The sequence below is a fragment of the Microbacterium sp. KKR3/1 genome (assembly GCF_021272365.1).
GTDB classification, from domain to species: domain Bacteria; phylum Actinomycetota; class Actinomycetes; order Actinomycetales; family Microbacteriaceae; genus Microbacterium; species Microbacterium aurugineum.
On sequence record NZ_JAJSDW010000001.1, the window covers coordinates 577,933 to 597,949 of the forward strand.

The 20,017-nt window shown below is 66.9% G+C and carries 23 protein-coding genes; 9 read left to right on the plus strand and 14 right to left on the minus strand.

The window, feature by feature from the left end; all coding sequences use genetic code 11:
• Window positions 1-22 precede the first annotated feature (22 nt).
• From LVJ59_RS02835 to LVJ59_RS02850, 4 genes are all read right to left on the minus strand, one after another.
• Complete coding sequence (locus tag LVJ59_RS02835) at window positions 23-682, minus strand: ribonuclease HII (RefSeq protein ID WP_131490948.1); 660 nt, start codon at window positions 680-682, stop codon at window positions 23-25.
• Window positions 679-1,404: a signal peptidase I gene (gene lepB, locus LVJ59_RS02840; RefSeq protein ID WP_047523375.1), complete on the minus strand. Its 726-nt coding sequence runs from the start codon at window positions 1,402-1,404 to the stop codon at window positions 679-681. The genes LVJ59_RS02835 and lepB overlap by 4 nt, the downstream gene beginning before the upstream one ends.
• Window positions 1,405-1,521: 117 nt before the next feature.
• Window positions 1,522-1,869: a 50S ribosomal protein L19 gene (rplS, locus tag LVJ59_RS02845; protein ID WP_045265383.1), complete on the minus strand. Its 348-nt coding sequence runs from the start codon at window positions 1,867-1,869 to the stop codon at window positions 1,522-1,524.
• Between the two features lie 169 nt (window positions 1,870-2,038).
• The gene (locus LVJ59_RS02850; RefSeq protein WP_232761923.1) at window positions 2,039-2,527 is read right to left on the minus strand and encodes an MFS transporter permease; all 489 of its coding nucleotides are present in this window, start codon (window positions 2,525-2,527) and stop codon (window positions 2,039-2,041) included.
• A 109-nt stretch (window positions 2,528-2,636) separates the two neighbouring features.
• Here LVJ59_RS02850 and map point away from each other — a divergent pair, with 109 nt between their 5' ends.
• Entirely contained in the window at window positions 2,637-3,419 is a 783-nt protein-coding gene (map, locus tag LVJ59_RS02855) for a type I methionyl aminopeptidase (RefSeq protein ID WP_232761924.1), read from the plus strand.
• 28 nt (window positions 3,420-3,447) lie between these two features.
• Complete coding sequence (locus tag LVJ59_RS02860; protein WP_131490946.1) at window positions 3,448-4,041, plus strand: histidine phosphatase family protein; 594 nt, start codon at window positions 3,448-3,450, stop codon at window positions 4,039-4,041.
• A 12-nt stretch (window positions 4,042-4,053) separates the two neighbouring features.
• On the opposite strand, the gene trmD is transcribed toward LVJ59_RS02860, so the two are convergent.
• Genes trmD through rpsP form a run of 4 tightly spaced genes read right to left on the minus strand, consistent with a single transcriptional unit; the run spans window position 4,054 to window position 6,065 of the window.
• The gene (gene trmD / locus LVJ59_RS02865) at window positions 4,054-4,773 is read right to left on the minus strand and encodes a tRNA (guanosine(37)-N1)-methyltransferase TrmD (protein WP_232761925.1); all 720 of its coding nucleotides are present in this window, start codon (window positions 4,771-4,773) and stop codon (window positions 4,054-4,056) included.
• Between the two features lie 19 nt (window positions 4,774-4,792).
• On the minus strand, window positions 4,793-5,410 hold the full coding sequence (gene rimM, locus LVJ59_RS02870; RefSeq protein ID WP_232761926.1) for a ribosome maturation factor RimM: 618 nt from the start codon (window positions 5,408-5,410) through the stop codon (window positions 4,793-4,795).
• Window positions 5,394-5,624, minus strand: coding sequence for an RNA-binding protein (locus LVJ59_RS02875; protein WP_017830729.1), 231 nt, complete (start codon window positions 5,622-5,624; stop codon window positions 5,394-5,396). The genes rimM and LVJ59_RS02875 overlap by 17 nt, the downstream gene beginning before the upstream one ends.
• 6 nt (window positions 5,625-5,630) lie before the next feature.
• Window positions 5,631-6,065, minus strand: coding sequence for a 30S ribosomal protein S16 (rpsP, locus tag LVJ59_RS02880; RefSeq protein WP_047523381.1), 435 nt, complete (start codon window positions 6,063-6,065; stop codon window positions 5,631-5,633).
• A 208-nt stretch (window positions 6,066-6,273) separates the two neighbouring features.
• Here rpsP and LVJ59_RS02885 point away from each other — a divergent pair, with 208 nt between their 5' ends.
• Window positions 6,274-7,425 carry a glutamate--cysteine ligase gene (locus LVJ59_RS02885; RefSeq protein ID WP_232761927.1) on the plus strand — a complete coding sequence of 384 codons (1,152 nt, stop codon included), beginning with the start codon at window positions 6,274-6,276 and terminating at the stop codon, window positions 7,423-7,425.
• 15 nt (window positions 7,426-7,440) lie between these two features.
• Here the strand turns inward: LVJ59_RS02885 and LVJ59_RS02890 are convergent, their stop codons facing one another.
• Window positions 7,441-8,412, minus strand: coding sequence for a sugar-binding transcriptional regulator (locus tag LVJ59_RS02890; RefSeq protein WP_047523383.1), 972 nt, complete (start codon window positions 8,410-8,412; stop codon window positions 7,441-7,443).
• 103 nt (window positions 8,413-8,515) lie between these two features.
• Here LVJ59_RS02890 and LVJ59_RS02895 point away from each other — a divergent pair, with 103 nt between their 5' ends.
• The 3 genes from LVJ59_RS02895 to glpK all read left to right on the plus strand — a co-directional run bounded on the left by LVJ59_RS02895 (window position 8,516) and on the right by glpK (window position 12,629).
• Window positions 8,516-10,225 (plus strand): glycerol-3-phosphate dehydrogenase/oxidase, encoded by a 1,710-nt coding sequence (locus LVJ59_RS02895; protein ID WP_232761928.1) that lies wholly within the window; start codon window positions 8,516-8,518, stop codon window positions 10,223-10,225.
• Between the two features lie 93 nt (window positions 10,226-10,318).
• On the plus strand, window positions 10,319-11,074 hold the full coding sequence (locus LVJ59_RS02900) for an MIP/aquaporin family protein (protein ID WP_232761929.1): 756 nt from the start codon (window positions 10,319-10,321) through the stop codon (window positions 11,072-11,074).
• A gap of 40 nt (window positions 11,075-11,114) precedes the next feature.
• A complete protein-coding gene (glpK, locus tag LVJ59_RS02905; protein ID WP_131490940.1) occupies window positions 11,115-12,629 on the plus strand; it encodes a glycerol kinase GlpK in 1,515 nt (504 codons plus the stop codon).
• Between the two features lie 69 nt (window positions 12,630-12,698).
• Here the strand turns inward: glpK and LVJ59_RS02910 are convergent, their stop codons facing one another.
• The gene (locus tag LVJ59_RS02910) at window positions 12,699-13,607 is read right to left on the minus strand and encodes a LysR substrate-binding domain-containing protein (protein ID WP_232761930.1); all 909 of its coding nucleotides are present in this window, start codon (window positions 13,605-13,607) and stop codon (window positions 12,699-12,701) included.
• 78 nt (window positions 13,608-13,685) lie between these two features.
• Here LVJ59_RS02910 and LVJ59_RS02915 point away from each other — a divergent pair, with 78 nt between their 5' ends.
• Entirely contained in the window at window positions 13,686-14,600 is a 915-nt protein-coding gene (locus LVJ59_RS02915) for an EamA family transporter (RefSeq protein ID WP_232761931.1), read from the plus strand.
• 6 nt (window positions 14,601-14,606) lie between these two features.
• On the opposite strand, the gene ffh is transcribed toward LVJ59_RS02915, so the two are convergent.
• Window positions 14,607-16,169 carry a signal recognition particle protein gene (gene ffh / locus LVJ59_RS02920; protein ID WP_232761932.1) on the minus strand — a complete coding sequence of 521 codons (1,563 nt, stop codon included), beginning with the start codon at window positions 16,167-16,169 and terminating at the stop codon, window positions 14,607-14,609.
• Window positions 16,170-16,239: 70 nt separating this feature from the next.
• Window positions 16,240-16,827, minus strand: coding sequence for a TetR/AcrR family transcriptional regulator (locus LVJ59_RS02925; protein WP_232761933.1), 588 nt, complete (start codon window positions 16,825-16,827; stop codon window positions 16,240-16,242).
• Window positions 16,828-16,923: 96 nt separating this feature from the next.
• On the opposite strand from LVJ59_RS02925, the gene lipB reads away from it, so the two are divergent.
• Complete coding sequence (gene lipB / locus LVJ59_RS02930) at window positions 16,924-17,562, plus strand: lipoyl(octanoyl) transferase LipB (protein WP_232761934.1); 639 nt, start codon at window positions 16,924-16,926, stop codon at window positions 17,560-17,562.
• Entirely contained in the window at window positions 17,559-18,548 is a 990-nt protein-coding gene (lipA, locus tag LVJ59_RS02935) for a lipoyl synthase (RefSeq protein ID WP_232761935.1), read from the plus strand. Before lipB ends, lipA begins: the two co-directional genes overlap by 4 nt.
• A gap of 39 nt (window positions 18,549-18,587) precedes the next feature.
• On the opposite strand, the gene LVJ59_RS02940 is transcribed toward lipA, so the two are convergent.
• Both LVJ59_RS02940 and ftsY read right to left on the minus strand, forming a co-directional pair.
• Entirely contained in the window at window positions 18,588-19,088 is a 501-nt protein-coding gene (locus LVJ59_RS02940) for a DUF2004 domain-containing protein (RefSeq protein ID WP_047523392.1), read from the minus strand.
• Between the two features lie 44 nt (window positions 19,089-19,132).
• The gene (gene ftsY, locus LVJ59_RS02945; protein WP_047523393.1) at window positions 19,133-20,005 is read right to left on the minus strand and encodes a signal recognition particle-docking protein FtsY; all 873 of its coding nucleotides are present in this window, start codon (window positions 20,003-20,005) and stop codon (window positions 19,133-19,135) included.
• Window positions 20,006-20,017: the final 12 nt, after the last annotated feature.

The following is a 20,017-nucleotide window of genomic DNA, read 5'->3' on the forward strand; positions in this document are numbered from 1 at the left end:
GCTGGGCGCGGCATCGCACCGCTCAGAACAGCGTGGGTACGTCCGCGATCGCCCACGAGGCCCGATGGAACGGGGACAGTCCGTGGCTGCGGATGGCATCGCGGTGCTCCGGGCTCGCGTACCCCTTGTTCCGATTCCACTGGTACGCGGAATGAGTCTCGTGAAGCTCGGCCATGTACCCGTCGCGGGCGACCTTCGCGATCACGGACGCGGCGGACACCGATGCACAGTCGCGGTCCGCCTTGATCACCGGCCGGACACGCAGCGGCACGGGATGGATCCTCGAGACGTAGTCATGGTTGCCGTCAAGCAGGATGAGCGCGTCTTCGACAGTCGCGCCCTGATCGGCGATCGACTGCACCGCGCGCGAGGCGGCGAGGCCGAGGGCGGACATGATGCCGATGTCATCGACTTCCTGCGCGGTCGCCCATCCGACCGCTGATGCCTGCACCCACGCGGCCGCTCGCTCCGCCACCTCCGGACGCCTTCTCTCGGTCACGAGCTTCGAATCGCGAAGCCCCTCGGGGACACGCCGACGAGCACCTGTGGCATCCATCATGGCGGCGCCGACGGCGACCGGACCCGCGAGTGCCCCCCGACCGACCTCGTCGAGCGAGATGATCAGCTCGCACTCCCTCAGGAGCCGGCGCTCGAGAGTCAGTTTCGGGGTGATGACAGTCATTCGGGATCCGGAACCCCGGTGAAGATGTCGTGATGCCCGTCAATGGGTCCGATCCGGTTCAACGGCCACGTGGTCAGGAATGCCTTGCCCACGATGTTCTCCATGGGCACGAAGCCTCCGCTGGGAAGGTCCTGATGCGCACGGGCGTCGCGGGAACGATCACGATTGTCGCCGAGCAGCCAGACCGAATCCTCCGGCACCACGACGTCGAATGGCTCATTGGAGGCGGCGGTGTCGCCGTCGGGCAGGTTGAGATAGCTCAATTCGTCGATCGGAGCACCGTTGATCGTGATCTGACCCAGTGCGTTGCAGCAGACGACGTGATCTCCCGGAAGGCCGATCAACCGCTTCACGAGATGGTCCTGCGAGTCGGTCGCGGAGATGCCGACGAAGTTCAGCACCCAGTCGACCGCCTGGACGAGAGGAGGCTGAGCAGGCGTCTGCGGCTGGGGATCGAGCCACCCGCCCGGGTCCTTGAACACGACGACGTCACCGCGTTCGTACGCCGCCCACCGCGGGGTGAGCTCATCGACGAGGATCCGGTCCTTCACGAGGAGCGTGCGCTCCATCGACGCCGAGGGGATGTAGAAGGACCGCACGACGAACGTCTTGACCACGAACGACACCAGTGCGGCGATGACGATGATCACCAGGACGTCGCGGAGGAAGACCAGGAACCCGCGGCGACGTCTGGCCGTGCGCGCGGACGAGGATTCAGTCATCAGGTTCCTTCACGATCATGCACCGTCGTGCGGCGACGCTATCTAGGTTCGCACACCGGGGAGAGAACGAAGCACCCCGGGACATCGTGTCCCGGGGTGCTGTGGAGATGCTGCGACTCAGCGGTCGCGCTTCTCCTTGATCTTCGCCTTCTTGCCACGCAGCTGGCGGAGGTAGTAGAGCTTCGCGCGACGCACATCACCGCGGGTGACGACCTCGATGTGGTCGATCACCGGGGAGTGCACCGGGAAGGTACGCTCGACGCCGACCTGGAAGCTGATCTTGCGGACCGTGAAGGTCTCGCGCACGCTGTCGCCCTGGCGGCCGATGACGACGCCCTGGAAGACCTGGATACGGGAGCGGTTGCCCTCGGTGATGTTGACGTGCACCTTGACGGTGTCACCGGGGAAGAAGTCCGGAATGTCCGAACGGAGGGAAGCCGCGTCGACGGCGTCGAGGATCTGCATGATCGTCTCTCTCTGCACCCGCCACAGGTCGCATGCATGTATTCAAAGGAACAAGAAAAGGGATGAACTGTACGGAGCTGATGCGTCCGCGGGCTCCCCTGTGGCAGAGCCGGTCACAGCACAAACACTCATTCTGCCATGGAAGGCGTGCTCGGCCAAAACCGTGACCTCAGTCACGGCCGTCGGTCTCCCGCACCACGATGACCTCGTGCGCTCTGGTCGGAGGGGCCTGCTCGTCGGCGGTCGGGATCGTCGACCAGGTGATGGTCTCGCGCAGCCGCGAGCCGCTCCCCCTGGCCTCCTGCCACAACTGCCACACCTGGAGCCAGACGAGCGCGACGCCGACGACGATCGCGCCGGTGAGCACCCACGGGAACACCCCGTCGATGAAGAAACCGACCGCGATCGTCAGACCGTGCCAGAGCGTGAAACCGGCCACATCCCACCAGGAGACCGCGCGCTCGATGCGAACGGAGGGACGCGAGCGCGTCAGGAGCGTCAGCAGGAGCTGTCCGAGGAAGACGGACGGCATCGCGATGAGCAACACCCAGAGGATCGCCCAGCCGCCCTGGAACACTCCCCACCCGATCAGAAGCCACAGCGGCAGCAGGAACGCCGCCGGAAGAAGCCAGCGGAAGAACGCCCGTCGCAACCACATGCTCAGATCGTACGACGGGACACGTGCCCGTGACCCGATGTTCGCTGAGAGCGGTCGGAGATCCCGGGGCCTCGGATCAGGGAGAATGGAGATGACGAGAGGACAACCGATGATCGAACTGCGCACCCCTGCCGAGATCGACGAGATGCGCGCCGCAGGACGCTTCGTCGCCGAGACGCTGGCGACGCTGCGCGATGAGACCAAGGTCGGGACCAACCTCCTCTCGATCGACCGTCGCGCGCACGACATGATCCGCAAGGCAGGCGCGGAGTCCTGCTACATCGACTACCACCCGTCCTTCGGCGCGAGCCCGTTCGGCAAGGTCATCTGCACCTCGGTCAACGACGCCGTGCTGCACGGACTCCCCCATGACTATGCCCTGCGCGACGGCGACCTCGTGACCCTCGACTTCGCGGTGGCCGTCGACGGCTGGGTCGCCGACTCCGCCGTCTCCTTCGTCGTGGGCGCCGCGCGCGACGAGGATCTGCGCCTCATCGACACGACGGAGCGCGCACTGGCAGCAGCCATCGAGACCGGCACCATCGGCAATCGCATCGGCGACATCTCGGCGGCCGTGGCGACCGTCGCACACGGCGAGGGGTACTCGATCAACACCGACTTCGGTGGACACGGCGTGGGGCGCACCATGCACGGGGATCCGCATGTGCCGAACGACGGTCGCGCAGGCCGCGGCTTCCCCCTGCGCGCAGGACTCGTCCTCGCCTTGGAACCCTGGTTCCTCGCGACGACCGACGAGTTGGTGACCGACCCGGACGGATGGACCCTGCGCAGCGCGGACGGGTCCCGAGGTGCGCACTCCGAGCACACCATCGCGGTGACCGAGGACGGACCGATCGTGCTGACGGACAGGTCTTTCCTCGGCGTCGACTGACCGGGAGCCCGTGTGCCATCCTGAGTCCATGATTCCGCAGGATCGTCACGTCCCCGAGCGTCTCTTCCTCGCTCGGCACGGGCGGACCACCTGGAATCTCGAACACCGGCTGCAGGGACAACGGGATTCGCCGTTGACGGATGAAGGGGTGGCGCAGGCGCACGCCGTCGCCGAGCGCCTCCGGGACGCCGGAGTCCTGACAGTGTGCACGAGCCCGTTGGGACGAGCCACGCAGACCGCGGCCATCATCGCGGAGCGGATCGGCGCCGAGATGATCGAGGTCCCCGAACTCGCGGAGATCGACCACGGCGAACTCGCGGGGATGACCTGGGACGAGATCGACGAGCTCTATCCCACGCTCCGGGAGGAGCGAGCTGCGAACCGCTACGGATGGGCGTTCCCCGGTGGGGAGAGTTACGCTCAGGCGCGCGTGCGCGCCCGGAAGGCGCTCAGCTCATGCGGGTGGGCTGCCACCGGCGCGCCGCTGCTGGTGAGCCACGAGATGATCGGACGGATGCTGCGCGCGGAGTTGCGAGGACTCGACCCGACGAACGCGCTGGCACTGCGACATCCTCACGGCGTCGTCTTCGAGATCACCCGATCCTCGGAAGGCATCCTCTGACCGGGATCGACGTCAAAATGCCGAGGTCTCGTCGCGTGGCAGGAGGTCGGGTCGACGCCGGCGCGTGCGCTCCCACTGCTGCTCGCGACGCCAGGTCGCGATGGCGGCATGATTACCGCTCAGCAGGACATCGGGCACCGATCGTTCACGCCATGACGCGGGCTTCGTGTACGACGGGTACTCCAGCAGGCCGTCCTCGTGCGACTCCTCGACGAGACTCTCCGGATTGCCGACCACTCCGGGGATGAGTCGTCCCACCGCCTCGATCATCGCCATCACGGCGACCTCTCCCCCGTTCAGCACGTAATCGCCGAGGCTGATCAGACGCACCTCGCCGAGGTCCGCGGCGTACTCGAAGACGCGCTCGTCGATGCCTTCATAGCGCCCGCACCCGAACACGAGATGCTGGCGCGTCGCGAGCTGTCTGGCCGTCTTCTGTGTGAACACCTCGCCGGCAGGAGATGGAAAGATGATGGTGGGGCGCTCATCGACGTGCGATGCCGACGCAGCGGTCAGCTCATCGAGTGCGAGCCCCCACGGTTCGGGCTTCATCACCATGCCGGCGCCGCCGCCGTACGGCGTGTCATCGACGGTACGGTGCCGATCCGAAGTCCAGTCCCGCAGATCCCGAACACGGAGGTCGATGAGGCCGGACGCCTGAGCCTTGCCGAGCAGGGAGAGCGTCAGTCCGTCGAAATACGACGGGAAGATGGAAACGACATCGATGCGCACGGGTGAACCGTATCAGCGGTCACTCGGCCGCTTCGGCGCCCGAGTCCGCCTGCGGATCGGTGTCGGCGACGTCGGGAAGCTCCTCGAAGAGCCCCGCAGGAGGAGTCACGACGACACGCCCTGCGGCGACGTCGACGGTCGGCACGATCGCCGAGACGAAAGGCACCATGACCTCGCTCTCACCGGCCTTGACGATGAGGAGATCCTGGGCGGGAAAGTGCTCGACACGGACGACCCGACCGATGATGGCGTCATCACGGACGACATCGAGCCCCACGAGCTGATGGTCGAACCACGCGTCGTCCTCGACCTCGTCGACGTTCTGGTCGATCCAGAGAATCGCCTTGACGAGGCTCTCGGCCGCGTCGCGGTCGTCGACGTCTTCGAAGAAGACGACCGGGTTGCCGTTCATCACTCGATACTCACGTACGGTGATGTCCTTGCCGTGCCACGGAGATGCCTCGGGCACCTGCAACGTGAAACCGGCACCGGGGACGAATCGCCCCTCGGGGTTGTCGGTGTAGAGCTCGAGCTTGAGCCCACCCTTCAGGCCGTGCGCCTTGACGAGACGTCCGACGCGCAGCTGGTTCTTGCCCTGACTGCGGTCCTTCGACACCACGTCAGTCGTCCGCGACATCGACGCGGACCCGACGCCCGTCAGCAAGAGCGCTGACCAGCGTGCGAAGGGCCTTCGCGGTGCGGCCGCCGCGCCCGATCACGCGTCCACGGTCGTCGGGGTGCACGCGCACCTCGAGGAGATCGCCTCGCGGCGATGTGGATTCGTTGATACGGACATCCTCCGGGTGATCGACGATCCCCTTGACGATGTGTTCGAGCGCGGCGGCGAGCACGACGGACTACTCCGCGTCTGCGGCGGGAGCCTCAGCGGCCTCCGCGTCGGCGGCGGCGGGAGCCTCCTCAGCGGGAGCCTCCGCCTTCTTCTCGGCCTTGGGCTTGACGACGGACTTCTTGGATGCGTCGACCTCGAAGGGAGCCTTCGGCTCGGCGACCTTGAGCGTGGACTTCGCGTCCTTGTCGCCCTTGAACTTGCCCCAGTCGCCCGTGATCTTGAGGATGGCGGCGACCTGCTCGGTCGGCTGCGCGCCGACGGAGAGCCAGTACTGCGCACGCTCGGAGTCGACCTCGATGAACGAGGGCTCCTCGGTGGGGTGGTACTTGCCGATCTCCTCGATCACGCGACCATCGCGCTTGGTCTTCGAGTCGGCGACGACGATGCGGTAGTACGGCGCACGGATCTTGCCCAGGCGCTTGAGACGAATCTTGACAGCCACGATTCTCCTGAATTGTGTGGAAGGAAACGAACTGATCGCCTGGAGAGTGGGGTGCACACCCGGCGGAAGCTCAAAATGAGTGGTACCTGCTGGATAGAGGGTCGAGCAGGTGGTCCAGCCCTCTATTCTGCCAGATGCACGCGCCTGGCGCGAAACGCGATGAAACTGCTGTTGCCGTGTCGCGTCGCGCCCGTGCCAGACTGTGCGGGTGAAACTCGAGTTCGCCTCTTCGGCCCGCTCCACCGTCGGCCTCGAATGGGAGATCATGCTGGCGGATCCCGCCAGCGGTGACCTCGTCGGGCGCGCCCCGGAACTGCTCGCCGCACTGGAGAGGGAGAGCGCGGATGAACGCCACACGGTCACGGGTGAGCTCCTCACCAACACGATCGAGGTGACGAGTGGAATCGGCGACTCCGTGGCGCACGCCGTCGACGACATCGCCAACGCGATCACCTCCGTGCGTTCGGCCACGGACCCCGCCGGGATCGAGCTGCTGTCAGCCGGAAGCCACCCGTTCGCCCAGTGGTTCGATCAGCAAGTCTCGGACAAGTCGCGGTATCACACCCTGATCGAGCGCACCCAGTGGTGGGGACGCAACATGATGATCTGGGGCATCCACGTGCACATCGGAGTCGAAGACCACCGCAAGGTCTTCCCCCTCATCAACGCACTCGCCGGCTACCTCCCCCATCTGCAGGCCCTGGCGGCGTCGAGCCCGTTCTGGGCCGGCGAACGCACGGGCTACGCGTCGAACCGTGCGCTGGTCTTCCAGCAGCTGCCCACAGCAGGACTCCCGTGGCCGTTGCACGACTGGTCGCAGTACGAGTCGTACCTCGAGGACATGGTCCGGACCGGCGTCATGGAAGATGCCACCGAGGTGCGCTGGGACATCCGCCCCGCCCCACGCTGGGGCACGATCGAGGTACGCGCCTGCGACGGCCTGTCGACCCTCCCGGAGCTGGCATCCGTCGCCGCACTCGTGCAGGTGCTCGTCGAGCACTTCTCGCGGCAACTCGACGAGGGCCGGACTCTCCCTGAACTTCCCGCCTGGTTCCACCGCGAGAACAAGTGGCGGGCGGCACGCTACGGACTCGACGCCCGCGTCATCGTCGATTCCGCAGGCACCCAGCGCCCCGTACGGGAGCACCTGACCGAGACGCTCGAGTCGCTCGCCCCCGTCGCGGTGGAGTTGGGGTGCGGACGCGAGTTCGGCGGCGTGGGGACGATCCTGGAGGGCGGCGCCAGCTACGCGCGGCAGCTCGCCGTCGCCGATGCCGCGGGCGGCGATCTCACCGCCGTGGTGCAGCACCTGATCCGCGAGTTCCGTTCCGGTCCGGAGTCGTCGACCGACGAGGACTGACACTCCCGGCGCCTTTCAGTCCTCCACGAGACGGCGTGCGAGACCTTCGTCGAGGACCACGTCGGTGATGAGTCCGGCCGCCAGAGCGGCCCGGAGACTCACCAACTTCGGGATACCGGAGACAACGCAGACCCGGCGAGGGACGCGGCGCAGACGATCGAGTCCGGGGCCGGTCGCCCTCGCGTTGACGCGGATGTCCCGCCAGGAACCATCTGATCGGAAGAAGACCGTGGCGACATCGCCGATCGCGTGGTCCTCGCGCAGGCTGCGGTAATCGTCACGCCCGAGGTAGCCGCCGACGTAGACACGGCTCGGCACCTCCGCCGCGGGAGAACCCAGGCTGAAGACGGCGACGTCCATCTTGGCCTGAAGGTCGAGCACACGCCGCGTGCTCCGCTCCCTCCACATCGCCTCCCGGGTCGCCGGGTCATCGAAGAAAGCGGGGACGGGGAACTGCTGCACCTGCGCGCCGAAGGCACTGCCGAACCGCTGCAGGATGTCACTGGAGTATTCGACGCCGGTCGTCTGGGTGTTCCCGGCCCCGTTGAGCTGCACGAACGTGGTGTTGTGCGTCTCCTTCTGTGTGAGTCCACGGCTCACCGCACTGATCGTCGAGCCCCACGCGACTCCGATGACCATGTTCGAATCGACGAACTGCGACAGCAGACGACCCGCCGTGAGCGCAACACGCTCGAGACGTTCGACTTCGCTGAGGATCTCCGGCATCGGCACCACGTGCGCAGCCACACGGTGCCGGTCACGGATGCGCTGCTCGAGCATCCCGAGACGTTCCAACGGCGAATTGATGCGGATGTCGACCAGGCCGCTTTCCCTGGCGAAGCTCAACAGGCGAGACACGGAGGATCGGGAGGTGCCGAGTTCCTGCGCGATGACTTCCATCGTCTTGTCCTGCATGTAGTAGAGCTGCGCGGCGGTGAGCGCCGCGATCAGTTTGCTGTCGCGCGTTTCCGCGGCCTGACCGACCATCGTGACCTCCTCACCCCCGATCCTTGCACATATGTGCAGTGGGCTTGCGCGAGATGCCACACAGGTCGATGCTGGTTGGCAAGTAAGGAAGAGAGGGTCGACGATGATCGATTCCACACACTCGTCTGCGGAGCGCGCAGAGGTCAGCACCGTCCGTGAGTCCGGACGTACGAGCGTCCTCGTCATCGGTGGCGGGATCAACGGGATCTCCACGTTCCGCGATCTGGCACTGCAGGGAGTGGACGTCGTTCTCGTCGAGCGCGGCGACTTCGCCTCCGGCGCGTCCTCCGCATCGAGCCACATGATCCACGGCGGGATCCGGTACCTCGAGAACGGTGAGTTCCGCCTCGTGCGCGAGTCCGTCGAAGAGCGCAACGGTCTGCTCAAGATCGCCCCGCACTACGTCAAGCCGCTGCAGACGACGATCCCGATCTACTCCACCTTCTCCGGCATCCTCTCCGCTCCCCTGCGGTTCCTCACGCACAAGAGCGGCAAGCCGCAGGAGCGCGGCGCCTTCCTCATCAAGGTCGGTCTCACGATCTATGACACGTTCTCGCGCGACGGCGGAATGGTCCCGCGGCACCGCTTCCTCGGTCGGAAGAAGTCGTTGGCCGAACTGCCTTCGCTCGACCCGCGGATCAAGTACACCGCGACGTACTACGACGCCTCCATGCACGACCCGGAGCGTCTCGCTCTCGACGTGCTCCAGGACGGACGCGCAGCTCACCCGGGCGCGCATGCGCTCAACTACGTCGAAGCGATCGCCCGCGACGGCGACAAGGTGATCCTCCGCGACCGCGAGAGCGGAACCGAGTTCTCCGTGCAGGCCGATGTCGTGGTGAACGCCTCGGGCCCCTGGACGGACTTGACGAACGATGCGCTCGGCGAGGACACGAAGTACATGGGCGGCACCAAGGGGTCGCACATCGTGCTCGACCACCCCGAGCTGCTCGAGGCCACGCAGGGCCGTGAGATCTTCTTCGAGCACTCCGACGGCCGCATCGTCCTGATCTACCCGCTCAAGGGGCGGGTCCTGGTCGGCACGACCGACATCGACGCCGACCCGCGCGAGGTGCCCGTCTGCACCGAGGAGGAGGTCGACTACTTCTTCGACCTGATCCACCACGTCTTCCCGACGATCCCGGTGGCGCGCGACCAGATCGTCTACAAGTTCTCGGGTATCCGCCCACTGCCGCGCCATGAGGACACCGCACCGGGCTTCGTCTCCCGCGACTACCGCATCGAAGTCGACCAGAAGGGCGCGGTACCGCTCGTGAGCCTCGTCGGCGGCAAGTGGACGACGTTCCGCGCGCTCGGCGAGTCGCTCTCCGATGTCGTGCTCGGCCTGCTCGGCCGTACCAGGACCGTCTCGACGGCCGGGCGCGCAATCGGCGGCGGCCGCGAGTTCCCGCGTACGGAGAAGGCGAAGCGCCTCTGGGTCCAGGAGAACCTCGCCGGCGCCGGCGCACGTGCCGACCGCCTGATCGCACGCTACGGCACCCGCGCCGCCCAGGTCTGGGAGTATGTCGAGCAGGGTACCGACGAGCCCGTCGCCAAGGGCGACCTCTCGACCCGCGAACTCGAATGGATGGTGCACAACGAGATGGTGAGTCGCCTCGAAGACGTCGTGCTGCGGCGCACCAGCATCGCCTTCACTGGAAACGCGGACGCCGAGGTCCTCGATGAGATCGCCGACGCGCTCGCTCCGCTGCTCGGCTGGGACCGCGCGCGTCACGACGCCGAGCTCGACCAGACACGTCAGCTGCTCAACGAGCGGCACGGACTCGATATCCAGTCCCGCACCCGCGGCTGACTGGACTTCGGACAGCCGCCCTCCTCGCGGCGCAACCCCCCATAACGTGTCGGGGCAGAGGGGCCTCGACACATAAGAAAGGTCAAAGAAGACATGGCTGATGTGAATCTCGGTCTCTACTTCCTCTCGGAGTTGGTCGGCACAGCGATGCTCGTCCTCCTCGGATGTGGTGTCGTGGCCAACGTGGCCCTTGCGAAGAACAAGGGCTTCGGCGGCGGCTTCCTGATGGTCAACTGGGGATGGGGCCTCGCGGTCTTCGCCGGTGTGCTCGTCTCGGCGTACTCCGGTGCGATCCTCAACCCCGCCGTCGGCATCGGACTCTTCGTCGCCGGCAAGATCTCGTTCGTGATGTTCCTGACCGCGACGGCCGCTGAACTCGTCGGCGCGATCCTCGGTGCGATCGTCGTCTGGCTCGCCTACAAGCAGCACTTCGACGAGGAGCCGGAGGCGGCCAACAAGCTCGGCGTCTTCTCGACCGGTCCTGCGATCCGCTCCTACGGGTGGAACCTCATCACGGAGATCATCGGAACGTTCGTGCTCGTGTTCGTCATCTTCGCGTTCGCGGACTACGGCGACATCGAGGTCGGTACCCCCGGAGGCCTCGGACCGCTCACCGCACTCCCGGTCGCCCTGCTCGTGGTCGCGATCGGCGCGTCCCTCGGTGGTCCGACCGGCTACGCCATCAACCCCGCCCGTGACCTCGGCCCGCGCATCGCTCACGCGATCCTGCCGATCAAGGGCAAGGGTGCCAGCGACTGGTCCTACTCGTGGGTCCCCGTCGTCGGTCCGCTCATCGGTGGTGTGATCGCCGCACTCGCAGCGCCCGTCCTGCTCGGCCTCGCCGGCTGATCGACACCCCATCCGCACTGGAATTCAAAGGAGAGCACAAGTGGCTGACTACATCATCGCCATCGACCAGGGAACCACGTCGAGCCGCGCGATCATCTTCGACAAGAAGGGCAGCATCGTCGCGACCGGACAGAAGGAGCACGAACAGATCCTTCCGAAGGCAGGCTGGGTCGAACACGACGCGGCGGAGATCTGGCGCAACGTGCAAGAGGTCATCGGCTTGGCCCTGGGCCGCGCCGACCTGACCCGCCACGACATCGCGGCCGTCGGTATCACCAACCAGCGCGAGACCGCCGTCGTGTGGGACAAGAACACCGGCAAGCCGATCTACAACGCGATCGTCTGGCAGGACACCCGCACGCAGGAGATCGTCGACCGCCTGGCGGCCGACGGCGGTGTCGAGCGGTTCAAGCCGGTCGTCGGTCTGCCCCTCGCGACGTACTTCTCGGGGACCAAGATCGCGTGGATTCTGGAGAACGTCGAGGGGGCCCGCGAAAAGGCGGAAGCAGGCGACCTGCTCTTCGGCACCACCGACTGCTGGGTTCTCTGGAACCTCACGGGTGGCGCCGACGGAGGCGTGCACGCGACCGACGTCACCAACGCGTCCCGCACGATGTTCATGGACCTCGAAACCCTCGAGTGGCGCGATGACATCCTCGAAGCGTTCGGCGTGCCGCGCTCGATGATGCCGGAGATCCGTTCCTCGTCCGAGGTGTACGGCACCGCGGAGAGCTCCTCGCTTCTGCGGGAGACGCCGATCGCCGGCATCCTCGGCGACCAGCAGGCCGCGACGTTCGGGCAGGCCGCCTTCCAGACCGGCGAGAGCAAGAACACCTACGGCACGGGCTGCTTCCTGATCTTCAACACGGGCGAAGAAGTCGTCCACTCGAAGAACGGGCTGCTCACCACCGTCGGCTACAAGCTCGGCGACGGACCGACCCACTACGCACTCGAAGGATCGATCGCCGTCACCGGGTCGCTCATCCAGTGGCTGCGCGACCAGCTCGGCATCATCTCCTCGGCCCCCGAGGTCGAGAAGCTGGCCGAGCAGGTCGAGGACAACGGCGGCGTCTACATCGTCCCCGCTTTCTCGGGACTGTTCGCCCCCTACTGGCGTCCTGACGCCCGGGGCGCGATCGTCGGCCTCACCCGGTATGCGAACAAGAACCACATCGCGCGCGCCGCGCTGGAGGCGGTGGCCTTCCAGACCCGCGACGTGCTGGATGCGGTCAACGCCGATGCCGGTGTGGATCTGACGGAGCTCAAGGTCGACGGCGGCATGGTCGCCAACGACGCGCTCATGCAGTTCCAGGCGGACGTCCTCGGTGTCCCCGTCGTGCGCCCGGTCGTCGCCGAGACCACGGCGCTCGGTGCCGCCTACGCCGCCGGTCTCGCCGTCGGCTTCTGGAACGGTCTGGATGACCTCTCCGCGAACTGGCAGGAGGACAAGCGCTGGGAGCCCTCGATGGATGAAGCCGAGCGCGACCGCCAGCTCCGGTTGTGGCGCAAGGCCGTCACGAAGTCCATGGACTGGGTCGACGAAGACGTCAAGTAACGGCGTCGAGTGAAGCGAAGCGGGTCCGGAGTTCACCTCCGGACCCGCTTCTCGCGTCTTCCTGCATCCTCACGAGGAAGACGAGGCTTCGGACCCGTGCTCCCCCGGAACCGCAGCCAGCACCGCGAGGAAGGCCCTGGCCACCGTCCGGGGCGCAGCCTGGTCCCAGGCCACGTACTCGACCCGCCGGGGACCGTCGAGCACGTCGATCGTCACGACATCGGCTCCCGATCGCGACACCGTCTCCGGCGCGAGAAGCGTGACCGCCAGTCCCGCCTCGACGAGCCCGAGGATGAGAGTGGCCGAGTCGGCTTCGAACGCGACATCCCTCGTCACTCCCGCGGACGTGAACGCGGCGTCGCTCTGCGCCCGGCCGGAGGTCGCAGCCGGGAAGTCCGCGAAGGTCTGATCGGCCAGGTCCTCGATCCGAATCGCTTCGGCGCCCGCAAGAGCGTGCCCGCGAGGGACCGCCGCCACGAGTCGGTCACGCGACAGGACACGTGATGCCACGCCGACCGGGTCCACGCCGTCGCGCAGGCCCAGAAGCGCCACATCGAGATCACCGCGACGAAGGCGGGTGACGAGCGTATCGCTGTTCCCCACCTGCAGTTCGACTCGCGCTTGCGGATGTCGTCTGCGGAACGCCACGAGGACGGCGGGGAGATCGATTGCGGTCACGGTCGGGATGACACCGATGCGGAGAGTCCCCACCACCGCGCCGTCGACGGCGGCGGCATCCTCTCGTGCCTGCTCCGCGGCCCGGACCGCGGCACGCGCGTGCCCGACGAACGCTTCGCCGGCCTCGCTCAATCGAACGCTCCGACTCGACCTGATGAACAGTCGCAGGCCGAGTTCCCGCTCCAGTGCAGCGATCTGGTGGCTGAGAGCCGATTGAGTCACGAAGCAACGCGCGGCGGCCCTGGTGAAGCTGGAGGTGGCAGCCACCTCCACCACGTACCGGAGCTGTTGGAGTTCCATGTATCCATGATCAGCCCTCATGCAAGCTGTGACAAACATGCGTTGGACTCATTGGCGCACGGCGCGCACGCTGGAGGTATGAACCGCGTGATGCTCGTGCTCCTCACCGCCCTCGCACCGATCTCCTGGGGGACCACCTATCTCGTGACGACAGAACTCCTCCCGCCCGGGCACCCTCTGTTCGCCGCGCTCCTGCGTTCCCTCCCCGCCGGCCTTCTCGCCGTCGTCCTGAGCCGACGGGTTCCGCACGGTTCGTGGTGGTGGAAGTCGATGGCACTCGGCGCACTCAACATCGGCGCGTTCTTCCCTCTCCTGTTCCTCGCTGCCGAACGCCTCCCCGGCGGGGTGGCGGCAGCGGTTGCCGGTGCTCAACCGGTCATCGTGCTGGCTCTCGGTTCGCTCGTGCTGCAGGAGCGCATCCGACCGCTCACCGCGGCTGCGGCCGTCGTCGGAGCAGGCGGTGTCGCCCTGGTCGTCCTCGGCCCTGCGGCGGATCTCGATCTCTGGGGAGTCCTCGCCGCGCTGGGCGGTGTCACCGCGACCGGAATGGGGATGATCCTCACCAAGCGCTGGGGCAGGCCGAGCGGGGTCGGACCGGTGGCCTACGCCGGCTGGCAACTCAGCGCCGGAGGTCTTTTGCTGCTGCCGGTCACTCTGCTCGTCGAAGGGGTACCATCGCGGATCGACGGTGAAGCCACGCTCGGGTATCTGTGGCTCGGCACGGTGGGCGGGATCGTCGCCTACTCGCTCTGGTTCCGCGGGGTCCAGCAACTGCCGGTGATCGTGCCGGGGCTCCTCGCGCTGCTCTCCCCGATCGTCGCGACCCTGCTCGGTGCGCTCGTCGCGGGCGAGTGGTTCACACCACTCCAGGCCATCGGGTTCGTGCTGACGCTCGGCGCGTTGGTGCTGGGCCAGATCGTTGCGCGTCCGGCAGCAGGACCGGGACGTCCCGCCGCCTCGGCGGTCGCGCCCGTGCTCACCGCTCCGCGCTGACCAGGCTCAGCCCTTGCCGAAGAGCTTCTGGATCTCCGCGAGATCGGCCTCGCTGGGAGCCTGGGGGGCATTACCCAGCCCGAAGCCGGACCCCGTGGGTGCGGCCGAGGAGGTGATGCCCGCGTTCTCCGCAGCGCGCTTGGCCGGGTTGCCCGAACGAGAACCGCCGGAAGACTTGCCCTTCTTGCCCTTCCCCCGCTTCGAGGAAGCACCGGGACGTCCCATGCCGGGCACCGCACCCATACCGGGGATGTTGGGCGTGCCCCCTCGGGCCACCGTCTTCATCATCTTCGCGGCCTGCTCGAACCGCTGCACGAGCTGGTTCACGTCGGTGACCGTCATGCCGGCACCACGGGCGATGCGCAGACGGCGCGAGCCGTTGAGCACCTTCGGGTTTCGCCGCTCCCCCGGCGTCATCGAACGGATGATGGCTTCGGTGCGATCGATCTCACGCTCGTCGAAGTCCTCGAGCTGCTGCTTCATCTGCCCCATGCCCGGAAGCATCCCGAGCATCTTCTTCATCGAACCCATCTTCTTCATCTGCTGAAGCTGGTCGAGGAAGTCCTCGAGGGTGAAGGCCTCGGTCGCAAACTTCTCGGCCATCTTCATGGCCTCTTCCTCGTCGAAGGCCTGCTGGGCCTGCTCGATGAGGGTCAGGATGTCGCCGAGGTCGAGGATCCGGCTCGCCATACGGTCGGGGTGGAACGGCTCGAGGTCCTCGAGGCGCTCGCCCGTCGACGCGAAGATGATCGGACGGCCGGTCACGGAGGCCACGGAGAGAGCCGCGCCACCACGTGCGTCGCCGTCGAGCTTCGACAGCACGACGCCGGTGAAGTCGACACCCTCCTGGAACGCCTTGGCCGTGTTGACGGCATCCTGACCGATCATCGCGTCGATGACGAACAGGACCTCGTCGGGGGTGACCGCCTTGCGGACGTCGGCGGCCTGCTTCATGAGTTCGGCGTCGACGCCGAGACGGCCGGCCGTGTCGATGATCACGACATCGTGCTGCTGCCGTCGCGCGTAGTCGACACCGTCGCGCGAGACCTTCACCGGATCCCCGACGCCGTTGCCGGGCTCCGGCGCGTAGATGGTGGCGCCGGCCTGCTCCGCCACGACCTGGAGCTGGTTGACGGCGTTCGGGCGCTGAAGGTCGGCGGCGACCAGGAGGGGCGTGTGCCCTTCGCCCTCGAGCTGCTTCGCCAGCTTGCCCGCGAACGTCGTCTTACCCGAACCCTGCAGACCCGCGAGCATGATCACGGTCGGAGCGGTCTTCGCGAACTGCAGCCGACGCTGCTCGCCGCCGAGGATCTGGACGAGCTCCTCGTTGACGATCTGCACGACCTGCTGCGCGGGGTTCAGCGCCTTGTTGACCTCGTCACCGAGCGCGCGCTCACGCACTCTGGCGGTGAAGTCCTTGACGACGACGAGCGCGACGTCGGCGTCGAGCAGCGCGCGACGGATCTCCCGTACGGTGCCGTCGACGTCGGCCGCGGTGAGCTTTCCCTTCGTGCGAAGGTTGCGGAAGGTCTCGGTGAGCCGATCGGAGAGCGTGCCAAAGGTAGCCATGGTGCTGTCGATTCTACGCGAGCGGAGCCTCCACGCTCAGCGCAGCGCGGAGCTCGGTCGCCGAGCGGGGTCAGTCCGACCAGGGAAGGTCGTGGATCGTCCCCAGCGCATCGGCGAGTACGACTTCCGGAGTACCCCGGCCGGCCCCCTGCTCGGCCCAGACCCGCAGCGACGAGAAGACGGCCGCGGCGTGCGCGGCGCCGAGGATGTCGGCACGCACCGCATCGACCCCGGAACCGCGAGCCGCGCGCGACACTCCTGCAGAGAGCTTCGCCAGACGCAGACCGGTGTCGCGAACGAGTTCATCCTCGAGCCCCATGGCGGCCGCGTTACGGAGCGCGAGAGCCAGTGCATCGGGCGCGAAGTCTCGGACGACGAGCAGAAGGATGTCCCGGACGGCCTCGCCCGTCGCGCGCGTCCCGAGATCGTCGAGGGACTCGAGCGCGTCTTCGATCCGCTCGTCGACGCCGGACCACAACACGTCACTCTTCGAAGTGAAGTAGTTGAAGAAGCTCGATCGGCTCACGCCTGCGCGCTGAGTGATGTCGGCCACCGATGTGCCGTCGTACCCGCGTTCGAGGAAGAGCTCGCATGCGGCCTCCGCGAGAGTCTCGCGCGACGACGCCTTGGGGCGCCCTGCACGGCCGGTGGAACTCATGCCCTCACGCTACCGCGCGCGACCGGTATGCATCCGATGCGTCTCGTCGGGAGTATTGTTAGACCCAATCCAACTAATCGATGATGGGAGACGTTCATGCTGGACATCCTCACTCCGGGACTGGCTCCGGACCTCGTGCCGTACGCCGACGGGTGGGAACTGCAGCGCCGCGTTCACACCGAGGTGGTGGACGGAAGTCGACCGGACACGCTGATCCTGCTCGAGCATGAGGCGGTCTACACCGCCGGCAAGCGCACCGAGCCGCACGAACGCCCTCAGGACGGCACACCCGTCATCGACGTCGACCGCGGGGGAAAGATCACCTGGCACGGACCCGGCCAGCTCGTCGGGTATCCCATCGTCCGGCTCCCCGAACCGATGGACGTCGTCGCTCACGTGCGGCGGCTGGAACGCATCCTGATCGACGTGCTCCGCCCTCTGGGAGTGGACGGGTACCAGGTCGACGGACGGAGCGGCGTCTGGGTTCGTCGCCCGCTCTCGGAGGACAAGGTCGCGGCCATCGGCGTGCGAGTGCAGCAGGGCGTCACGATGCACGGTTTCGCGATCAACTGCGACAACAGCCTCGTGGGATTCCGCGGGATCATCCCGTGCGGCATCACCGATGCCGGAGTCACCACCGTGAGCGAGATCGTCGGAGCCGACGTCTCCCCCGCCGACGTCATCGATCACGTCACGACCGCCTTCCTCACCGAGTACGCAGGAGTCCCCGCATGACCGCCGCCCCCGAAGGACGCAAGCTCCTCCGATTGGAGGTCCGCAACGCCGAGACCCCCATCGAGCGCAAGCCCGAGTGGATCAAGACCAAAGCGAAGATGGGCCCGGAATACACGGCGCTGCACTCTCTTGTGAAGAGCGAGGACCTGCACACGGTGTGTCAGGAAGCCGGCTGCCCGAACATCTACGAGTGCTGGGAGGACCGGGAGGCGACGTTCCTCATCGGGGGCTCGCAGTGCACCCGCCGCTGCGACTTCTGCCAGATCGACACGGGCAAGCCCGACGCCTACGACACCGATGAGCCCCGCCGCGTCGCCGAGAGCGTCATGCGCATGAACCTCCGCTACGCCACGGTGACGAGCGTCGCGCGGGACGACCTCCCCGACACGGGCGCCTGGCTCAACGCCGAGACCGTCCGGAAGATCCACGAGCTCAACCCGAACACCGGCGTCGAACTGCTCGCGAACGAGCACAACGCCGATCCGGCCTTCCTCGGGCAGATCTTCGATGCCCGCCCTGAGGTGTTCGCGCACAACGTCGAGACCGTGCCCCGCATCTTCAAGCGCATCCGTCCGGCGTTCCGCTACGAGCGCTCCCTCAACGTCCTCACGCAGGCCCGCGACGCCGGTCTGATCACGAAGTCGAACCTGATCCTGGGGATGGGCGAGGAACCGGAGGAGGTCGTCCAGGCGTTGCACGACCTCCATGACGCCGGCTGCGACATCATCACGATCACGCAGTACCTGCGTCCGTCACCGCGCCATCACCCCGTCGCGCGCTGGGTGAAGCCGGCCGAGTTCGTGGAGTTCAAGGAAGAGGCCGAGCGCATCGGCTTCCTCGGCGTCCTCGCCGGCCCCCTCGTGCGCTCGTCTTACCGTGCGGGTCGTCTGTGGGCACAGTCGATGGTGTCGAAGGGACGGGAGATCCCCGAGCACCTCGCGCACATCGCAGACAGCGCGGACCTCGGTTTCGCGCAGGCCGTCTGACCTTGCCGGGTCTGAGGCGCCACCCGCGGCGGTGGCGCCTCAGTCGGCGCTCATCACCGACTGGACGGAACCGTCCGAGCCGAGGTTCACGAGCAGCACATCGTCGGACGAGCTGTCGTCCAGGGCGTACTCGAGCACGGCGAAGGGCTCCGAACCGCCGTGCTCGTCTGCCAGGATCGTCATGCTCATCAGTCGGAGCGAGCGGATGATGTCCACCGCGGCGTCGCCCGACACATCGACGAGGACGTCAGGGAGGTCATCGCCGTATGCCTCCTGCTGCTGCAGGATGTACTCGGTCACCTCGCTGGTGCGATCGTCTACCTCGGCCAGCATGCCGCGACGTGCCGTCCCGTCCACGTTCTCGAGGCCGGCGATGAGGCCGGCGGCGATGTCGAGCGCGTCGGCGGACACATCGTCCTGGTCCGGAGCGGTCAGATCGACGGTGACGCTCTGGTCACCGAGCTCCACGGTCTCCGACCAGAAGATCGAGCCGTCGGGACCCGAGGACAGGAGTCCGAAGTAGTCGTGTTCGATCGCCATAACGCTATGAAACCAGCCTCGTGCTCACGGCGGTAGTCCCGTCCTCAGCCGACCAGGGATTGGACGAAGACATGAGGCGTGAAACCGGTGAGATCGTCGATCCCCTCCCCCTGCCCGAGGAGCTTGACCGGGATACCGGTGCGCTCTTGTACGGCCAGCACGAACCCGCCCTTGGCCGAGCCGTCGAGCTTGGTGAGGACGAGCCCCGTGACGCCCGCGTGCTCGAGGAAAGCCTCCGCCTGCATCACGCCGTTCTGCCCGGTGGTCGCGTCGAGGACGAGAAGGACCTCGCTGATGGGCGCCTGCTTCTCGATCACCCGCCGCACCTTGGTGAGCTCGTCCATGAGACCGCCCTTGGTGTGCAGACGCCCGGCGGTGTCGATGATCGCGATCTCGATGCCTTCGCGCTTGGCGTACTCGACAGTCTGGAAGGCGACGGAGGCGGGATCCTGACCTTCCTGCTGAGGGCGGACGATCGCTGCACCCCCGCGCTGCGCCCACGTGGCGAGCTGATCGACCGCAGCAGCACGGAACGTGTCCGCCGCACCGACCACGACACTGCGCTGGTAGCCGCGGAGGAACTTCGTGAATTTGCCGATGGTCGTGGTCTTGCCGACGCCGTTGACCCCGACGACCAGCACGACGGCAGGACGCTCGGTGAGCTTGAGGGTGGTGTCGAACTTCGCGAAGTGCTCCTCCAGGGTCTCCCGCAGCATTCGCTGCAGGTCCTGGGGATCGGTGGTGCGGTACTTGTCGACCTTCGCACGCAGCTCCTCGACGACGCGCTCACTGATGTCGGGACCGAAGTCCGCGGTGATCAGCGCTGTCTCGAGGTCCTCCCACGTGGTCTCATCGATCGTGGGTTTGACGAACATGCCGCGCAGTGCGCGACCGAGTGACCAAGACTTCTCCGCCATCCCTCCAGCCTA